Source organism: Pseudoalteromonas issachenkonii (assembly GCF_002310795.1).
In the GTDB taxonomy this organism is placed as follows: Bacteria; Pseudomonadota; Gammaproteobacteria; order Enterobacterales; family Alteromonadaceae; genus Pseudoalteromonas; species Pseudoalteromonas tetraodonis.
The window spans coordinates 1,887,780-1,904,788 of record NZ_CP011030.1; the positions used below are offsets into that span (position 1 = coordinate 1,887,780).

Annotated in this window: 15 protein-coding genes and 1 riboswitch; of the genes, 6 read left to right on the plus strand and 9 right to left on the minus strand. The window is 39.4% G+C overall.

All coding sequences use genetic code 11. The features are described 5' to 3' along the window. Positions 1–87 precede the first annotated feature (87 nt). Positions 88–933: an HDOD domain-containing protein gene (locus PISS_RS08710; protein WP_033103322.1), complete on the minus strand. Its 846-nt coding sequence runs from the start codon at positions 931–933 to the stop codon at positions 88–90. A gap of 182 nt (positions 934–1,115) precedes the next feature. After that, entirely contained in the window at positions 1,116–2,414 is a 1,299-nt protein-coding gene (locus PISS_RS08715; RefSeq protein WP_013465127.1) for a porin, read from the minus strand. Between the two features lie 346 nt (positions 2,415–2,760). Here PISS_RS08715 and PISS_RS08720 point away from each other — a divergent pair, with 346 nt between their 5' ends. Continuing rightward, positions 2,761–3,006 (plus strand): hypothetical protein, encoded by a 246-nt coding sequence (locus PISS_RS08720; RefSeq protein ID WP_058154785.1) that lies wholly within the window; start codon positions 2,761–2,763, stop codon positions 3,004–3,006. 76 nt (positions 3,007–3,082) lie between these two features. On the opposite strand, the gene PISS_RS08725 is transcribed toward PISS_RS08720, so the two are convergent. From PISS_RS08725 to PISS_RS08735, 3 genes are all read right to left on the minus strand, one after another. Further along, positions 3,083–4,426, minus strand: a complete 1,344-nt coding sequence (locus PISS_RS08725; protein ID WP_013465129.1) for an SPFH domain-containing protein — start codon at positions 4,424–4,426, stop codon at positions 3,083–3,085. Continuing rightward, positions 4,419–4,757 carry a hypothetical protein gene (locus tag PISS_RS08730; RefSeq protein WP_058154787.1) on the minus strand — a complete coding sequence of 113 codons (339 nt, stop codon included), beginning with the start codon at positions 4,755–4,757 and terminating at the stop codon, positions 4,419–4,421. The genes PISS_RS08725 and PISS_RS08730 overlap by 8 nt, the downstream gene beginning before the upstream one ends. Positions 4,758–4,902: 145 nt before the next feature. Beyond that, positions 4,903–5,715: an alpha/beta fold hydrolase gene (locus PISS_RS08735; RefSeq protein ID WP_058154788.1), complete on the minus strand. Its 813-nt coding sequence runs from the start codon at positions 5,713–5,715 to the stop codon at positions 4,903–4,905. Positions 5,716–5,964: 249 nt separating this feature from the next. Between PISS_RS08735 and sbcB the strand changes: the two genes are divergently transcribed. Beyond that, entirely contained in the window at positions 5,965–7,410 is a 1,446-nt protein-coding gene (gene sbcB / locus PISS_RS08740) for an exodeoxyribonuclease I (RefSeq protein WP_058154790.1), read from the plus strand. A gap of 212 nt (positions 7,411–7,622) precedes the next feature. On the opposite strand, the gene PISS_RS08745 is transcribed toward sbcB, so the two are convergent. Next, positions 7,623–8,504: an NAD(P)-dependent oxidoreductase gene (locus PISS_RS08745; protein ID WP_058154791.1), complete on the minus strand. Its 882-nt coding sequence runs from the start codon at positions 8,502–8,504 to the stop codon at positions 7,623–7,625. 120 nt (positions 8,505–8,624) lie between these two features. Between PISS_RS08745 and PISS_RS08750 the strand changes: the two genes are divergently transcribed. Both PISS_RS08750 and PISS_RS08755 read left to right on the plus strand, forming a co-directional pair. Next, positions 8,625–9,167, plus strand: a complete 543-nt coding sequence (locus PISS_RS08750) for a glutathione peroxidase (protein WP_013465134.1) — start codon at positions 8,625–8,627, stop codon at positions 9,165–9,167. A gap of 88 nt (positions 9,168–9,255) precedes the next feature. Then, positions 9,256–10,236 (plus strand): 2-hydroxyacid dehydrogenase, encoded by a 981-nt coding sequence (locus PISS_RS08755; protein ID WP_058154793.1) that lies wholly within the window; start codon positions 9,256–9,258, stop codon positions 10,234–10,236. A gap of 95 nt (positions 10,237–10,331) precedes the next feature. Here the strand turns inward: PISS_RS08755 and PISS_RS08760 are convergent, their stop codons facing one another. Next, complete coding sequence (locus tag PISS_RS08760) at positions 10,332–11,654, minus strand: sodium-dependent transporter (RefSeq protein ID WP_058154794.1); 1,323 nt, start codon at positions 11,652–11,654, stop codon at positions 10,332–10,334. Between the two features lie 166 nt (positions 11,655–11,820). Here PISS_RS08760 and PISS_RS08765 point away from each other — a divergent pair, with 166 nt between their 5' ends. Beyond that, entirely contained in the window at positions 11,821–12,579 is a 759-nt protein-coding gene (locus tag PISS_RS08765; protein ID WP_058154796.1) for a 4'-phosphopantetheinyl transferase family protein, read from the plus strand. Here PISS_RS08765 and lysC read toward each other — a convergent pair. Both lysC and nhaD read right to left on the minus strand, forming a co-directional pair. Further along, the gene (lysC, locus tag PISS_RS08770; RefSeq protein ID WP_198147815.1) at positions 12,556–13,947 is read right to left on the minus strand and encodes a lysine-sensitive aspartokinase 3; all 1,392 of its coding nucleotides are present in this window, start codon (positions 13,945–13,947) and stop codon (positions 12,556–12,558) included. The two genes, PISS_RS08765 and lysC, sit on opposite strands and share 24 nt — an antisense overlap. A 75-nt stretch (positions 13,948–14,022) precedes the next feature. Further along, positions 14,023–14,195: riboswitch (Lysine riboswitch) on the minus strand. Between the two features lie 98 nt (positions 14,196–14,293). Then, positions 14,294–15,541 (minus strand): sodium:proton antiporter NhaD, encoded by a 1,248-nt coding sequence (nhaD, locus tag PISS_RS08775; protein ID WP_013465139.1) that lies wholly within the window; start codon positions 15,539–15,541, stop codon positions 14,294–14,296. Positions 15,542–15,737: 196 nt separating this feature from the next. Between nhaD and PISS_RS08780 the strand changes: the two genes are divergently transcribed. After that, positions 15,738–17,009, plus strand: coding sequence for a hypothetical protein (locus tag PISS_RS08780; protein ID WP_058154801.1), 1,272 nt, complete (start codon positions 15,738–15,740; stop codon positions 17,007–17,009).

Genomic DNA, 17,009 nt, shown 5'->3' on the forward strand with positions numbered 1-17,009 from the left:
TTAGTCTAATTAAACTGAGTATATTTGTTTTAATAAAAGCGACAAATAACCGCTCGTTTAACTAGGCTGCAAACCCGATATGATTATTTACTGATTTAAGTAATCAATAACTTCTTCTTGTAAATCAATGTATTCGTCTTCAGACATATTTAACTTTTTAAGTATAAACGGTTCAAGGCGCTCCCAATCTTTAATTTTTTCATCACGTAAAATACTATTTACTATGCTTTCAGAGAGCTTTAACACACAAAAACAGAGCTGTTGATTAGGATCGGATGTGTCCTCAAGTAAACTTAAATCATGATGGCGTAGAATAAGCTGGCAAATATCTCTTGGTAAATGCCAACTCGATGCTAAGTAATAGCCAATAATGGCATGATTAGCGCCATAAACACGATCTTCAATATCAACTAAACTTTCTTTACTGCTTCTATTTGAACCATGCAGCACATTGACGTAGTCGTCATATTTAATCGCCATCGGAACTATGCCGCAATCATGAAATAAACCGAGCGTGTATAAGTATTCAACTGGAATTTTATTTTTTACTCGCTGCCCAACAATCATGTTTACATTAGCAATTTCAGACGCGTTATCCCAAAAACGCTCTAAACTAATACAACATGTTTTTTGTAAAAACATTTGCTTTAATTTAAGCGCAGGAATAAGTGCTTCTATACCATTCCAACCTAAAAACATGATGGCTTGTTTTATGTCAGCAATGCTTCGCACTAAGCCGTAAGCGGGTGAATTAACAATTTTTAAAATAGCAGACGATATGGCCACATCTTTAGCAACTATATCTGCAGCAGCCATTAAAGACGGCTCATTTTGATGTGCTAATCTATCAAGATCATCTAAAATTTGCGGTTTTGGGGGAATAATAAAGTTTTTGTTTACATCAGATAATACCTGCTCATTAACGACAAACATCGATGTCTAGCCTCCAGCTAAGCTATATGGATTATTTATTTAATTCCATTTGAACTTTTATACTAGAAGTTGATTAGAGATTTATCAATTTGTAGGTGCTGAAATTGGTAGGGTAAAAATAATTTTTAAAACCAAAGCAGCACACGCCCGGTATATAGACGTGTGCTTTGAATACTAGCTTATTAGAAGTAATAGCCAATATTAATGTTGAAGCGGCGTTCAGTTTCGCTGCTATCGCCCGCTAATGAACCACCAACAAACGGCATGTTTTTACCATGAACTAAGTCAAAGTATGTAAATAAACCACCTGCAGCGACCGAGAAACCGGTTACGTTCATCCAGGTATCTTTGCTGTTGTCTGATTTGTCGTAAATAGCGCTGTAGTCATTATAAAACTGTAAGTTTGTTACTGCACCCCATTGCACCGGCACACTGTATGCTACGTTTGCACTCGACATAGTTGCTTCCGCTGCCATGCTATCGTAAAACGAGTAAGCGCCTACAGCAATACGGTTTACGTTATCAATATCGTAGTTGTATTCGCCATGTTGTAATTGCAAGTTCCAAGGGCCCATATTACTGTTTAAGTGAAGCGCCCATGCGTTATAGTCACCTGCGCGGTCAACACCATCATGCAAGCCACCAGCAAGCGCTGACACACCAATTTCAGTTTTACCACCCTCATGCTCTATGTGGTAGCCGTAACGACCTGAGAACGTATTATACTCGCCAATTGGATTGGTCGGCTCAGCATAAACACCATCACCAGCTTCTCTAAAACCAACAATATCGTATGAGTAGCGATCGCTGCGGTTATCTACATAACCATCAACACCACCTAATTCATCATTTTTGAAAAAGCCTAAATCAAGCTGCCAGTTATCGGCAATTTTACGCTTAAATAACACCCCTAAATCGTGGTCGTCTTCAAGGCCTACGTAATAGTTAGTGCTGAAAAAGTAGTTATGTGAATTGTAAGGCCAGTTACCAAAAGGAACCTGAGTAATACCTGCTTGAACTTGCCAATCATCAGCAAAATCGTAAGCAGCATAGGCGTATTTAACAGCTGTCATGTAATCAAAAAAACGAATTTCAGCGTTTAATTTTACATCACCAACGTCGCCTGAGAAATTTAAGCGAAAAATATCAAAGTCAAAATCGCCGCCACGATTTTTATTGTCGTCATCATACGAGGTGTGGCTATAGTTGGTTCGAACAGCACCGCCAATTTTAATTCCCTGAGGCTTGTGTTCATGTTTAGCTACTTTAACTTCAGCTATATCTTCTTTCTGTTCAATGGTGCGCTCGATTGTCTTTTCACTTTTTTGCTCTGCTTTTGCAAGTTGCTTTTGCAGCATTTCCACTTGTTTTTGTAAGCTGCTTAATTGCTGCTTTACTTTATCAAGATCTGTATCTGCATGTGCCGGATGTGAAAAAACAACCATAGCCACTGCCAGTGCTAAAGGTTTCATAGGTGTCATAATTTGTCCTTGCTTGCCTTGTTGATGTTATTAACTCGAACTTGGTCAGCGTGAGCTAAGTACCTGCTTGATTTTACATATTGTTTTACAATGATAACGTATTTTTACAACTCTTCAATTACACTTTATGATTTTGCGCAACACACCAGCAACACACACTACTTTTTAGCAGGGTAAGCATGACAATTAATCATCATTTTAATAAATGAAAGCAGCAGCTTGCAAAATTAAAGCTTAAAAAAATAGTAGGATGATCATGTACCTATTTTTAATGTGTTATTATTTAAAAAGCATATTTAAAACAGCCAGTTTGTTGCTACATATATAAATTAAGGACTCTCCAAAAATGAAAAATAACGATACCTTTAACACAATTGCTACGTTAATTTTTAAGCATCTTTATAATAACTTTCCAAGCCCAAGCCAGTTAGATCCTGAACAATTAATTAGCGATGCCTCAGATCATCAAGGTGAGCAAATAAAAGGAACAATTTCGTTTCTTCTTCATGAGGAATATATATTTTCGACGCCCAGCGCCACTTTTTTGCTAACCGAAAAAGGCTTTAGCCACGCTTTGTGTCCTAAGTTTTAAACTCACCACTTACAAAGCGATACCACAAAAAAAGCCCTAGCAATTAAAGCTAGGGCTTTATAATGATTTTTAACGTTTATTTTTTCTCTTTTTCTAAACGCTTTTTAAGGCTCAATGCCGCGTCGGCCGCCAGTAAGCGCATAAATTCAGAACCATTATTTTGCTCACCCTGCCCTGCACCTATAACAATTTCAGGCACTAAGCGACTGTTACCTAAGCTATTAAATAAAGCCGTTTGAATTTTAACTTCTGCTTTAAGTGTTTCATCAAATACATACTTAGGATCAAGCGCTGCTGATTTTGCGCGTAAACGTGCTTCAGCTAAAACGTCCATACCTAATGCTTCTAAGCGTTGCTGTTTTAAAATTTCTTCTTGCTCTTTTGCAAGCTCCGCTTTAACAGCTACACGTTGCTGGGCAGAAATAATCGCATTCGCTTTTATTCGTTCTGCATCAATTTGCTCTTTAATTTTTAGCTTTTCAGACTCAGCTCTTTGCTTTGCAATCGCTTGTTCGCCTAATGCCACTTCAGTACGTGCTTGTTGCTCTGCTTTTTTAAGGTTTTGTCTTGCCAGCGCTTCATCAGCAGCCGCTTGTTTTTGCGCCTCTAAACGTGCATTTACTTTATTTTCGTAATCAATATCAATAATACTCGCATCAACGACTGTGATCCCATAAGAGCCTAAAATAGGCGCATTACGTAGCGGATTACCTTCAGCATCCTTCTTTATATTAATGGTAACGCGTTGTTGCTTACTTAAATTACTTAAATCATCTGACTTATCACGCTCACCGGTACTAATAATTTGCTCAGTAACAAAAATACCATTCGTAAGTTGATCAGAAAAATCTTGGCTTAATTGACCATTACCACCTGAATAATGTTGCTCCACCGACATCATACGAGCCGACGCTTTTACATTTTCTGTTGTTGCACGCATTAAAAGGTTAGAAATTAGGGTTTCTTGAGAGCCAAATTCTTCATGAATTTTTAATAAACCACGCAAAGCGCCCGACTCACTAGCGGGTACGTTGCCAGGTAATCTAAAGCGGGAAACACCGCGTGCCCCACCGGTCGTGGTATCTAAGAATCGAATAGGAATTAACGGGACAATAGCACTGGCTGTTGCACTGCTATCGCCGGTAAAGTTAATTGAAATAACTTTTTTATAGGCTGATGTCGTACCAAATGCTTTTAAGTAAGGGCCTGCTTGATTTATTACCGTTAAATTACCGGTAAAAGCTGACTGATGAACTAGCCGTTCATCGGCTTCATTCCATGAAATAACCTGCGACGTTAATGTTGCAATCACAGCTAACACCACAACAACGGATGTTAGTAAAATCACATTACGACGGCCAAAACGTGCCATAAATGAGGTATTTTTTGCCTCAGCGACTGCTTGTTGCTCGCTATCCATTTTTAGTACTCTCCATGTTTAGTTTCTTTTTAACAAAATACGTAATTTCTTGTTCGCTTAAATGTGCACAAAAACTACCCGATCGATGCAAATCTATAAAAGTTGCAAGGATCTCTTGTTTGCCTTTAATTGTTTTTTCCTGGTTTTCTTGGGTTTGGTTTTTCTCGCTAAGTTGAGCAATGAGTTCATCAATAATGGTATCTTTATCAAATAACACATTATATTCTTTTGACTTTCTTACTCGGCTCTTATGTATATTGCTGTAAATCACATAAAGCGCCACACACAAAATAATAACAAGCGTACTTAACCCAATAATATAAAAAATCATAACGTCTGCTTATATTAATTGAATAATTAACCCCAACAACAAATGTAACGACTAGGTCACAAATGTTAAGCCGATAATTTTACAGAATAACGACCCAAATAACAGAATTAAAACTTGGCTTGTGTATATTTTTGTAAACTAAAAATTAATCAGTGCGATTAAGTAACCTGACTAGCTGGGTGATCACCATTTCTGGCTCATCATTTTGTGGATAGTGGTAACTTTCACTGGTTAGCACTATCTCACCTTGAGGAAAAGCATTAGCCCAGTTTAAATGCAGTTCTCCCCACATTTCACGCCCTTTATCAGTAAAAAATAACACCGATGGATTTTCATATTTTTTAACTGAGGCAATAACCGTCACGGGAATATCTGCTATTTGTGGATAATCGGGCAAAGGTCGCTTCGACCAAAAGTCTAAATACTGATTCGACATGCCGTTTTTCATATCATCACGTTTTATAGCGGCAATTTCTTTTTCAGCGCGCGGTAAATCAATCTTACGCATAATATCAACATCATGCTCTGAGGCGGGTTCAATTAACATTAACGCTTTAATGTTATCAGGGTAGCTTGCTGCAAATACCCTTGCGATATAAGCACCATAAGAATGCGCCACATAAATCACAGGTTCTTCAATTTTTAACGCTTTAAGCAGTAGTAAAGCCTCAGCAGCATATTCTTCTGAGCTATAGTTTTTCTTTATTTGCGCTGAGCCGCCATTGCCAATTCGAGAATAGCGAATTACTTTTGCATGCTTGATAAGCGCTTTATAAATGGGATCCCAATCACTCAGCCCTGCAGAGCCACCCGCCTCGAGTAAAACAGTGTGTTTACCACTACCCGCTATTTCATATTCAATATCAAAGCCATTTACTTTAACTTGTGCAAGCTCAGCAAACGCAGCGGTAGAGGTGATTAATACCCAAAATAGAGTCGTTTTTATTATTAGTTTCATGTTGTTAAAGCTAATTAGTAGTTAGCTTAAGTTTATAACATTAAGCACTATGTTTATAAATAAATTCTCTATCACATACCCTCAAAAATAAATAATCACGTCAATCACTCTTAAATCCTGTTTTGACTGATAGATTTCCCTATTCAAGCCTATAAACCTCTGTAACCCTATGCCATAATCTAAATAATTCATAAATTTAGTAACTTGGCGGTATATAAACCGTTTCAAGCTAACTTATAGGGTTTTTTAATGGCTTATCAAGAGCAAAACCAAGCAACAATCTACTGGCACGACTATGAAACGTGGGGGGCAAGCCCACAAAAAGATAAGCCGAGCCAATTTGCAGGTGTACGCACCGATCTTGATTTAAATATTATTGGCGAGCCGCTTATTGAGTACTGTAAGCCGCAAGCGGATTATTTACCGCATCCTGAGGCGTGTTTAATTACTGGTATTACCCCACAAGTGGCGATGCAAAAAGGCTTAGTTGAGGCTGAGTTTATTGCTAAAATTCATGCCGAATTTAGCGTGCCCAATACCTGTGTGGCTGGTTATAACAGTATTCGCTTTGATGATGAAGTAAGCCGATATAGCTTTTATCGTAACTTTTACGACCCATATGAGCGTGAATATAAAAACAATAACAGTCGTTGGGATATTATAGATTTAGTGCGTGCCTGCTATGCACTTCGCCCTGAGGGCATTGAGTGGCCATTAAAAGAAGATGGCAGCCCAAGTTTTAAACTTGAGCATTTAACTGTAGCTAATGGTATTGAACATGCCGCTGCGCACGATGCATTAAGTGATGTAACGGCTACCATTGCACTGGCTAAATTAATAAAAGAAAAGCAGCCTAAGCTGTATCAGTTCTTTTTTAGTTTGCGCAATAAAAAAGCCCTTGCTGAATTGGTGGACGTGTTTAACATGACCCCATTAGTGCATACATCGTCGCGTATTCCAGCAACCCAGGGTTGTACCACGTGGGTGGCACCTATGAGCTTTCATCCTCTTAATAAAAACGCAGTTATTTGTTTTGATTTAACCCAAAACCCACAGGTATTACTTGATTTAAATGTAGAAGAGCTACGCAAGCGTTTATACACCAAACGTATAGATTTAGCAGAGGGTGATTTACCCGTAGGTTTAAAGCTGGTGCATTTAAACAAGTGCCCTATTTTAGCACCAGCTAAAACACTGCTGCCTGAAAACGCTGCTCGCTTGGGTATTGACCGAGAGCAATGCTTGACTAATTTAGCCATTTTAAAAGCCAATACCGAGCTTCGCGATAAAGTCACTGAGGTATTTAATGAGCAAGGCGATTACAGCGCCACCACGAACGTGGATTACTTATTATATGATGGGTTTACTAGCCATGCTGATAAAGCTAAATTTGCGATTATTCGTGATGCAAAACCTGAAGACTTGGCAAGTTTAAAGCTTGAATTTGAAGATCCTAAATTTAATACTTTGTTGTTTAGATACCGCGCGCGAAACTGGCCACAAACGCTAAACCAACAAGAGCTTGATCAATGGCGTCAATATTGCCAAAGCAAGTTAATGCATGGCGAAGATCAGCCATCAATCAGCGCACAAGATTTTATGATCACCCTTGAAAACCTAGCGCATGAGCATGATGACAGCGAAAAAAATCTTACAATTTTAAAAGCGCTGTATAACTACGCGCAAAGCATGTAATTTGCTTTAGTGTATATAACCCATGAAAAACGCGACCCTTTAGCAAAAAGTGTCGCGTTTTTTGTTACTAGGTAAAAAACCAAAAAACTATCTCAACAAGAGAGGTAAATGAGAAAACATAAAACCAACATTTACTGTTTATGATTATCACTTCCTCTAAAAGCGCAGCGCCTCTTAGCCTCTTTGTGAACAGTTTACTTTTACCAATTACATTACTTTTTATGCAGTGCTTCAATACGCGCTAGTAAACTTGAGGTATCGTATCTGCCGCCGCCAAGAGCCTGTACATCGGCGTAGTATTGATCGACCGTTGCAGTCATTGGCAGCGTTGCACCATTATTTTTAGCTTCATCAAGGGCAATGCCTAAATCTTTACGCATCCAATCTACAGCAAAACCAAACTCGTACTCACCTGCCCACATTGTTTTGTAGCGGTTTTCCATTTGCCACGAACCAGCTGCGCCTTTAGAAATGGTTTCTATTACTTTTTCGCCATCAAGCCCTGCTTGTTTAGCAAAATGTAAGCCCTCAGCTAAGCCTTGTACCACACCAGCAATACAAATTTGATTAACCATTTTACATAATTGTCCAGATCCAACTTCCCCTAATAACTGGCTAAAACGGCTAAACGCCGCCATGATAGGTTGTGCTTTAGCAAATACCGTTTCGTTGCCACCGGCCATAACGGTTAATACCCCGTTTTCAGCACCTGCTTGACCGCCCGATACTGGCGCATCAATAAAGTCGATATGCTGTAAAGCCGCTTTTGCCGCAACTTCACGCGCTACCTCAGCAGAAGTAGTTGTGTGATCGATTAAAATCGTGTTTTTGTCCATACCAGCTAAAACGCCATCATCGCCGTATACCACTGACCGTAAGTCGTCGTCATTGCCAACACACATAAATACCATATCGGCACCACTTGCAGCTTCACGCGGGGTAGGTGCAAAACTGCCGTTAAAATCTTCAACCCATTTTTGTGCTTTAGCTGCTGTGCGGTTATAAACACATACGCTGTGCCCCGCTTTTGCTAGATGCCCTGCCATTGGGTAACCCATTACGCCTAAACCTATAAATGCAATTTTTACTGACATAAAAATGACCTATTTAACTGATAACTTAGAAACATAAGCTCGATTATGTCAATCGGCCGCTAAAAAAGCGAATGAAAGTCTTTTAAAATTTCCCTCATACGGAAATTAGGTAGGTAATCTATGGATAGTATTTATCAATTTAACGCACCACTTTGTAATAACGATGATTTTTCTTTGAGTCAGCTAAAAGGAAAAACGGTTCTTATTGTTAATACCGCCAGTAAATGTCATTTTTCTGCGCAATTATGCGCGCTAGAAAAGCTATATCAACAATACAAAAACGATGGGTTTACTATTTTAGCCTTTCCGTGTAATCAATTTGATAAAAATGAGCCATTAGAGGGAATGGCCATTAAAGACTATTATCAAAAACATTTTTCAATTAATTTTGAGGTGTTTAATAAGGTCATGGTAAATGGCCCAGATACGCATCCACTGTTTAGTTATTTAAAGTCTCATACACGAGGTATTGCACAAAACCGAGCAATAAAATGGAACTTCACTAAGTTTTTAGTTAATGCACAAGGGCAGCTGGTTGCTCGCTATGCACCGCGAACTAAACCGGAGTCATTACATAATGTAATAACAAGCTGCTTAGAATCAGTGCCCGTTATAAAACCGACGACCGCTCGTTTAGGAGTCCGTTCGGCTGTATTAAAATAATCCTTTCGTAATTAAAACAACAAGAGTGAAGCATCTATAGTAAGAATAGTTTATGGTAATAAAATAATTGATTACTTGGAGCTAGTTAATGGATATTGCTTTTTTTAGTGCTCAGAAATATGAGCGACCTTTTTTTGAGCAAAGTTTAAATGGCTTTTCTAACATCACTATTACTTATTTTGAGCAAAGTTTATCGCCGCAGACGGCAATATTAGCTAAAAACTTTGACGCTGTGTGCGTATTTGTCAACGATACAGTAGATAAAGCAGTGATTGAGCAACTTTCCACATTGGGTGTTAGCGCTATTTTATTACGCTGTGCGGGGTTTAATAACGTTGACTTGCCTGTTGCCAAACAGCATAACCTCAGCGTATTACGCGTACCCGCCTACAGCCCTGAGGCAGTAGCGGAGCATTGTGTTGCCCTTATGCTTACCCTCAGTCGTAAAACACACAAAGCTTATAACCGCGTGCGCGAAGACAACTTTGATTTAAATGGCTTACTTGGGTTTAACTTACATAACAAGACCATAGGGATTATAGGCTGCGGTAAAATAGGCTTGGCACTGTGTAACATTTTAAATGGTTTTGGCGCTAACGTTTTAGTGTGCGACCCTTTTGCAAAACCAGGCAATTACACTATTACCGATTTAAATACCCTACTTGCCCAAAGCGATATAATTTCACTGCACTGCCCGCTGAGCGAAGATACGCATCATTTAATCGATGACGCTGCATTTAATAAAATGAAAACCGGGGTCATGCTCATTAATACTTCTCGCGGTGCGCTGGTAAACAGCCAAGCGTGTATTAAAGCACTTAAATCACAAAAACTGGGGTACTTAGGGCTTGATGTGTACGAACAAGAATCAGAACTGTTTTTTAAAAACCACAGTGACGAAATAAATCAAGACGATATATTTTCTCGCTTAGTGAGTTTTAGAAACGTGTTAATAACAGGGCATCAAGGCTTTTTTACTCAAGAAGCTCTAACCGAAATCGCTAATATAACATTACAAAATGCAAACGAGCTTGCTCAAGGGCAAACGCTAACCAATCAAGTATTGTAATATCAAGTCATTTAAACTGTAAAAAGCGAACTTTCGGGTGACTCCCAATAGTTCGCTTTTTAAAACTGCATTTTTAAATTCGCGTTTAAAAGTTTTTAACCAAACGCTACATTTGCAAATACTAAGGTCATAAGTACAGGACACACAAAGCGAATATATTGTGCAAACCAATAGTGCGGCCCACTACTTGCCTTGTTCAGTTTATTACCACGTTGCCATAGCCAGCCTACCGTTATAAAGTAAAACAGCCCCATTAACGGCAATTGGTATTGAGTAAATACCATAATCACTAAACCAAATAACCAATCAAAGTTTAATATAATGGTACTGGCACAAATAAGCACAACAGCACTGACTGCCCATGTTGCTTTGGTTCTATCTACACTGTGGTTTTCAACCAAAAATGCCACAGGGATCTCAGTTGATGAAATAGTTGAGGTAACTGAAGCTATCGACATCAAAACAAAAAATAATAAGCCAACCAATAAACCAATTTCACCCATAGTGCCAAATAGCTCAGGTAATATGGCAAAAATAAGTTGCCCCTCACCAATTAGTTTACCGTTACTAAAGACTTCAACGCCATTGTACTGGGCAACATAAATAGCCGGAATTATTAATAAGCCCGCCAAAAACGCCACGCTGGTATCAAGTAGCGCAACACTTGCGGTTAATTTTGGTAAGTTAGCTCCGGGTTTTAAATATGAGCCGTAAATCATCATACAGCCTACCCCAAGCGACAACGAAAAGAACGCTTGCCCCATTGCGGCAATAATTAAATCCGGGTCGAGTATTTTGCTAAAATCAGGCACTAAATAAGCAGCAAACCCTTCGCTTGCGCCATCTAACGTTGCAATATAAATAATAAGCCCAATAAGGAGAACAAGTAAAAGCGGCATTAAACGGCGTGACCAGGTTTCTATTCCCGACTTCACCCCTTTTAAAATAATACTGGCGGTTAAAATAAGCATAAGCGGCGTAAAAATAAAATTACGTAACATAGAGTCGCTATGTAAAAACTCACTCAAGCTATGCAAGCCAAAAAAGCTACTTATAGGCTCTATAGCGTAGGAAAGCATCCAACCGGCCACAATTGAGTAAAAACTTAACATAACGATGGCACCGGCAAGGCCAATATAGCCTGCTGCGGCTCCCACTTTAGGGGCATGATCTTGCCATGCTTGGCTTAGCGCTTTAACAGGGTTAGCTTGGGCTTTGTAACCTAAATACAGCTCGGTGTACAAAGCAGGTAACGCCAGCAAAAAAATAACGATAAAGTAAACCAGTAAAAATGCGCCGCCACCATGATTAGCAGCCTGCGTAGGAAAACCCCATATATTACCTAAACCTACCGCTGCACCGGCTGCTGCCAATACAAAACCTAGTCGACTTTGAAAACCATCACGCACTTGTGCCATACACCTACAAATCTGTTATTATTTTAACGAATGCGAATTAAACCATATTTAAGAGCGGCTGAGTAATAAAAATGTACTTAGCGCTCACAACAACTAACAACCGCTCACAAACTATCCAGCTTTGGGTAATAAATATGTAATCGGTCGTCATTTATAACGAGCAATGATGAGTGTAACTTACTTTGAAAACCAGCTAAAAGCCACGCCCGCTTTCGCAAATAACAGCCATTGCATTGCGTTGCTTAACGCAACCACCCTCAATGTGGGTGAATTTGATTTACCCCACTATTTAAGCCCTTTTGAGCTCAATGTTATTAATCGGCGTAAAAATCCACAGGCTAAACAAGAATATTTAGCCACACGTTTAGTGCTTAAATACCTAGTAAAAACCGCTTGTTCTTCTTATGCATCATTAAAGCTGTGTGATATTAGTTCTGAATTTAACCCCGATAACAGTAAATTAGAATTACATATTAAAAATACAACAGGCGTGATCAGTTGCTGTATTTCTCATTCTCATGGTTTTGTAGGTGCAGCGTTAAATGTAGCATCAACTCAATTTGGCTTTGATATTGAAAAAATTAGTTTAAAGCGCCCTTTTAATAAACTCGCTAAACACTTTTACCACCCAGCCGAAGTGAGTTTAATAACCAATACAGATAACATAACAACTCAAGCACATCATTTTTTTAGGATTTGGACATTAAAAGAAGCGCTGGCTAAAGCCACCAGCCGCCCCATTGCTCAATTATTAAGCCCTAATGTGTTTAACGAACTTAATAACACTCAGCTTACAGCTTGTAGCAATACCGTGGTTGGAGCACATAACGACATGTTTGATATTAGCGTTGTGGCAAAAAAAAGCACCGACTGGCGGTGCTCAATAATAACTATTAACGATTTACGCAGCGCAATCACTTTCTAGTAATCGACTATGAATCGCTTGAACCACTGCATCAGACTCGCTTTGCTCAACTAAAAAGCACAAGTTATGTTTACTTGCACCATGGCAAATAAGTCTAATATTAAAATCACTTAATACTTTCATTAAATTCATTTCGTGCTGACGCAATACAATTTCAGACCCAATAAGTGCTACTAGGGTTAAATTGTTCTCAACCGATACATGGCAAAATTCAGCGAGTTTATCTAAGCACTCTTGATCTAGCTCTGGGCGTGATGCATTAGGCGCATTATCAAGGGTAATTGCTACACTAATTTCAGAGGTGGTAACCAAATCTACCGAAATATTACACTCACTTAAAATAGTAAATATACGCGCTAAAAAGCCACTGGCTAACAGCATTTCTGGGCTTTTAAGGGTTAATAATATTTGATTTTTACGTTGTGTTACCGCACGAATACCAGGTAGCTGCGATTTTTCACGTTCAATCCACGTACCGCCAAGTTCTGGCTCTGTGCTTGAGCCAACAAACACATTAATATGGCTGCGACTGGCAGGTAAAATAGTTGCCGGATGCAATACTTTAGCGCCAAAGGTCGCCATTTCTGCTGCTTCATCAAAACTTAAACGCGCAATAGGAGTGGCTTTTACACACAAACGAGGATCGGTGCTAAAAATACCTACTACGTCAGTCCAAATATGCACACTTTTAGCGTTAATAGCCTCAGCAAGCAGTGCAGCGCTATAATCTGAGCCGCCTCGACCGAGCGTGGTCGTTAAATTGTTTGCATCGCTACCAATAAACCCTTGGGTCACAATAACGCTATCATCAAGCAGCGGAATTAAATGTGCTTTAGCGGCTTGCGCTGTGGCGGCCACATTTGGTGTTGCTTTACCAAATTGGCTATCGGTTTTAAGCACCTGGCGCACATCAAAACGAGTGGCATTTAAACCCTTTAACCTTAGTACTTGGGTAAATAAGTACGACGATAAACGCTCGCCAAAGCTAAGTAGCTCATCGAACTGCTGCTCAGTATTGAGTGTTTGTGCCGCCAACGTTTGAAATGCATCAAGCGTTTGATTAAACCCAAGGGCTAAATCCTCATCTAACGACAGGTCATTTAAAATAGCCTGCTGAATCGCAAGGACACCATCAATATGCTGTTGGCGTTTAGTGGCTTCAATACCCGCTTTGCAAAGCTCCACTAAATGATTGGTCACTCCGGCACTGGCGCTTACTGCAACAATACGTACATTTTTATCGTTTACGATAATTTCGCTACAACGGCTCATCGCCTCAAAGTTAGCAACGCTGGTGCCACCAAATTTGGCAACAATGTAATCTGATTTTGTGCACTGTGAACTTTGTGGCACTGGTTGGGTAGTCATTTCGTCTCCTTTCGCGGCATCCAAACCGCAATAAAACAAGAAGAACTTGGCAGGAAATAAAGATAAGAAAAATCTACTGCCAGAAGCTCTCCACCTAAATTGGTGACAGTTTTGAGGATTCAGCCCCATAAACCGAAAAACAATGGTAACGACCCATTATTTTCCTCGGCGAGTACTTCCCTCCTTAATGATCGCAGGCTGTCGTTGCCTCACATTAAGTACCTAAGTATCGCACCTCTTCTGAATGTATTATTAACCTGTGGCTAATAAAACAAAACCGCACTAAGAGTGCGGCTTTGAAAGTTATCGTTTAGACGTCTAGCTGTCAAGTCGTTTTACTATAAAATCAAATAAAACTACCCATTAAGTAAGAGCCCGCATAACCAAAGGTGTAACACAGTAATAAATACAGCGATAAGCGAAGGTAACTTGCAAACGTCAGCTCTTTTACCTTACTCATGGCTATAATACCGGCCGCCGAGCCAATGATTAGCATAGAGCCACCTACACCGGTTGCATACGTAAACGACAACCAATGCTGTTGACTCATTACAATGTCGGCTTTTAATAACGCTGCCGTTAGTGGCACGTTATCAACACCTGCAGATAAAATACCCATTAAGTAGTTTGCGTACTCTGGCGCCATTACCGTATACAAATTAGTAAATTGGCTCAGTACCCCAACTTCTTTTAACGCACCAACAAGCAGTAACACACCCACGAAAAACAATAAGGTGTCGTACTCTATGTCGCGTATAAAATCGATCATATCTTTGTTGATGTCTTTTTTGCGCATTAAAAATTGCGCGACTAAAAACATAATAGATAAACCCAATAAAAAAGTAAGCAGAGGCGGTACACTGTATAAAACACTCAATGTAAGCGTAGCAATAACCGTAGTGAAGAAAATAACCGCAATGGTTATGTCGGTTTTTTCAATACGTTTAAATTTAGTTTTTTTAAACTCGAGTTGCTTATTCATGCCAATTGATAACAAAGTAGCCAGTAATAATACACTTAGTAACGCAGGCACAATTAACAGTAATAAATTGCTAATTGTTACTTTACCATCAAGGAAAATCATAAGTGTGGTTACATCACCCGTGATAAGTGATACACCACCGGAGTTTACAGCAAATACAATAAGCGTGGCGTACTTAACTAACTTTTTGGCTTCAAGTTTTAATGACATAATCACTGCCAGTGATATTAGCGTGGCCGTAACGTTGTCTGAAATAGATGAAAATAAAAACGCAAAACACCCCACCAAAAACATCAGCTTTCGCTCACTAATGCTGGTTGGCATAATCCGATTCACAACATTTTCGATAAGTCCTTTAGAGTTTAAATAGGCGACAAAGGTCATTGCGGCCATTAAAAACAGCCATAAAGAAGCAATTTCTAAAATATTGTGGTCTAGGAGGGTTTGAATCGTTTCGGGGCTTTGCCCATTAAGAGGAAAAATAAAGGAGATAATCCAGCAAAGTGTACCAAAAAATAACGTCGTTTTGGCTTTGTTAACGTGGATCACATCCTCAATAACGATAAGCAAGAATGCAATCGCTATCAGCGTCAGGATAATCGAGGAAACCATGATATTAAACAACCTTCGGGGTTAAGTAAAAATTGAAACCATGTAAAAAATATACCCACAAACTCTATGTGCCTATATTCGGCGCGGATACTATCACTAAGCGGGTGTAAAAACTATTATTAAATCGTCGCAAAAACGAATACCATATAAGTTCGAGAAATATAAAATAACGAATACTAGGAAGTTGCAACGCCTTATGATCCCAGCTAAAAAGCTACTTAATACCCTAAATGAACACTGGGGTGTATTAGAGCTATTATTTAAGCGCTTTAAAATGGCCGACTTTAGTATTAAAGATCTTCAAAATGCCATTAAGCAAAAGCAACCCACGTGGAATAATGAGCGTATTTATAAAGAAACCAACCGGTTATTAAATCAAGAAATTATTATTCCGCTGGCTAAATCGTCACAACTGGAAATTAACCGCGCCATTGCCGATTTTGCCACCTTTTTACTGCAAGAAGAACATTTAGGCTTAGCACAAGAAATTAGTGTCTTGGTTGATGATTTGGCCCGTTTAGGTAATCGGCTATCTAATGCCGGTGAAATGGAAGATTTTGATGATTTACGCCGCTTTAGCCGTATTATGGATGATCGGGTGCGTAAAATAATCAAACTGTTTTTACACAACGAAAACGCCATTTTAAATATTGTTGAGCAAGCCAAATCTAATAATGCAGTGCAGTCGCTACAAAAACGCTATAAAGCCGTGATAGAAGCGTTTGATGAGTATATAGAACCCATGCTGGAAATGGTGGATATTAGAGGCGACTTTCATGCCTGTTTTACTTTAATTGAGCAACAAATTAGCACCCAAATAGAACATATTGAACGTTCAGGCAAAGCGTACAACGATAAACGCATGCTTGAGCAATTGCGTACCCGAATTCTAGAAATGCACTTAGTTGGCCGGATAAGCTTACGTAAAAGTGCCGATATGCTTATGCCACTGCGTGAAGAGTTGCGCCGTAATAACCTTGTTACCCGCCAAGTAGCAAAAGTATTAGGGCTAATACGTAAAAATGGGGTAGATAATATGCTCAGCGCCGTGCAGCCACATTTTGTAAGCGATGCGCAAAAGTATTCATTGGGTCAACAGCGCCATATAGTAGCCTACATGGCAAGCCTGGCTGAATTTGAGCATCATGAATATCAGCTACCAGAGCAAAACGATGTGCCTGCGTTTGTCACGCCAAACATTCCTGACTATCACGATGTAAAAGCGCAGTTTGCAAAACGCTTCAAAAAGCAGCGTAAAAAACCACAGCCTCTGCTGCAATTTTTAGACGAAAGCTACCCAGAGCTTGAAGCCGATGAAATGCTGTTTTTGTATCAAAAACTATTGAGCGATACCACCCTACACATTAGCCAAAGCGATAAAAAAGCCCGCGTTAACATTGCAGGCCAGCACTTTTCTTTGTACCCCTTTAATTCAGAGCCTCAGGCTGATAAAGCCGAGCACGAGTAA

What these genes read in the sequence shown, in the direction of transcription:
- PISS_RS08730 (WP_058154787.1), bottom strand. Translation starts at nt 4,757, where the DNA reads ATGATTTTTTATATTATTGGGTTAAGTACGCTTGTTATTATTTTGTGT.
- PISS_RS08745 (WP_058154791.1), bottom strand. Translation starts at nt 8,504, where the DNA reads ATGTCAGTAAAAATTGCATTTATAGGTTTAGGCGTAATGGGTTACCCA.
- PISS_RS08725 (WP_013465129.1), bottom strand. Translation starts at nt 4,426, where the DNA reads ATGGATAGCGAGCAACAAGCAGTCGCTGAGGCAAAAAATACCTCATTT.
- PISS_RS08735 (WP_058154788.1), bottom strand. Translation starts at nt 5,715, where the DNA reads ATGAAACTAATAATAAAAACGACTCTATTTTGGGTATTAATCACCTCT.
- PISS_RS08715 (WP_013465127.1), bottom strand. Translation starts at nt 2,414, where the DNA reads ATGACACCTATGAAACCTTTAGCACTGGCAGTGGCTATGGTTGTTTTT.
- nhaD (WP_013465139.1), bottom strand. Translation starts at nt 15,541, where the DNA reads ATGGTTTCCTCGATTATCCTGACGCTGATAGCGATTGCATTCTTGCTT.
- PISS_RS08710 (WP_033103322.1), bottom strand. Translation starts at nt 933, where the DNA reads ATGTTTGTCGTTAATGAGCAGGTATTATCTGATGTAAACAAAAACTTT.
- PISS_RS08760 (WP_058154794.1), bottom strand. Translation starts at nt 11,654, where the DNA reads ATGGCACAAGTGCGTGATGGTTTTCAAAGTCGACTAGGTTTTGTATTG.
- PISS_RS08755 (WP_058154793.1), top strand. Translation starts at nt 9,256, where the DNA reads ATGGATATTGCTTTTTTTAGTGCTCAGAAATATGAGCGACCTTTTTTT.
- PISS_RS08750 (WP_013465134.1), top strand. Translation starts at nt 8,625, where the DNA reads ATGGATAGTATTTATCAATTTAACGCACCACTTTGTAATAACGATGAT.
- PISS_RS08765 (WP_058154796.1), top strand. Translation starts at nt 11,821, where the DNA reads ATGAGTGTAACTTACTTTGAAAACCAGCTAAAAGCCACGCCCGCTTTC.
- PISS_RS08780 (WP_058154801.1), top strand. Translation starts at nt 15,738, where the DNA reads ATGATCCCAGCTAAAAAGCTACTTAATACCCTAAATGAACACTGGGGT.
- sbcB (WP_058154790.1), top strand. Translation starts at nt 5,965, where the DNA reads ATGGCTTATCAAGAGCAAAACCAAGCAACAATCTACTGGCACGACTAT.
- PISS_RS08720 (WP_058154785.1), top strand. Translation starts at nt 2,761, where the DNA reads ATGAAAAATAACGATACCTTTAACACAATTGCTACGTTAATTTTTAAG.
- lysC (WP_198147815.1), bottom strand. Translation starts at nt 13,947, where the DNA reads ATGACTACCCAACCAGTGCCACAAAGTTCACAGTGCACAAAATCAGAT.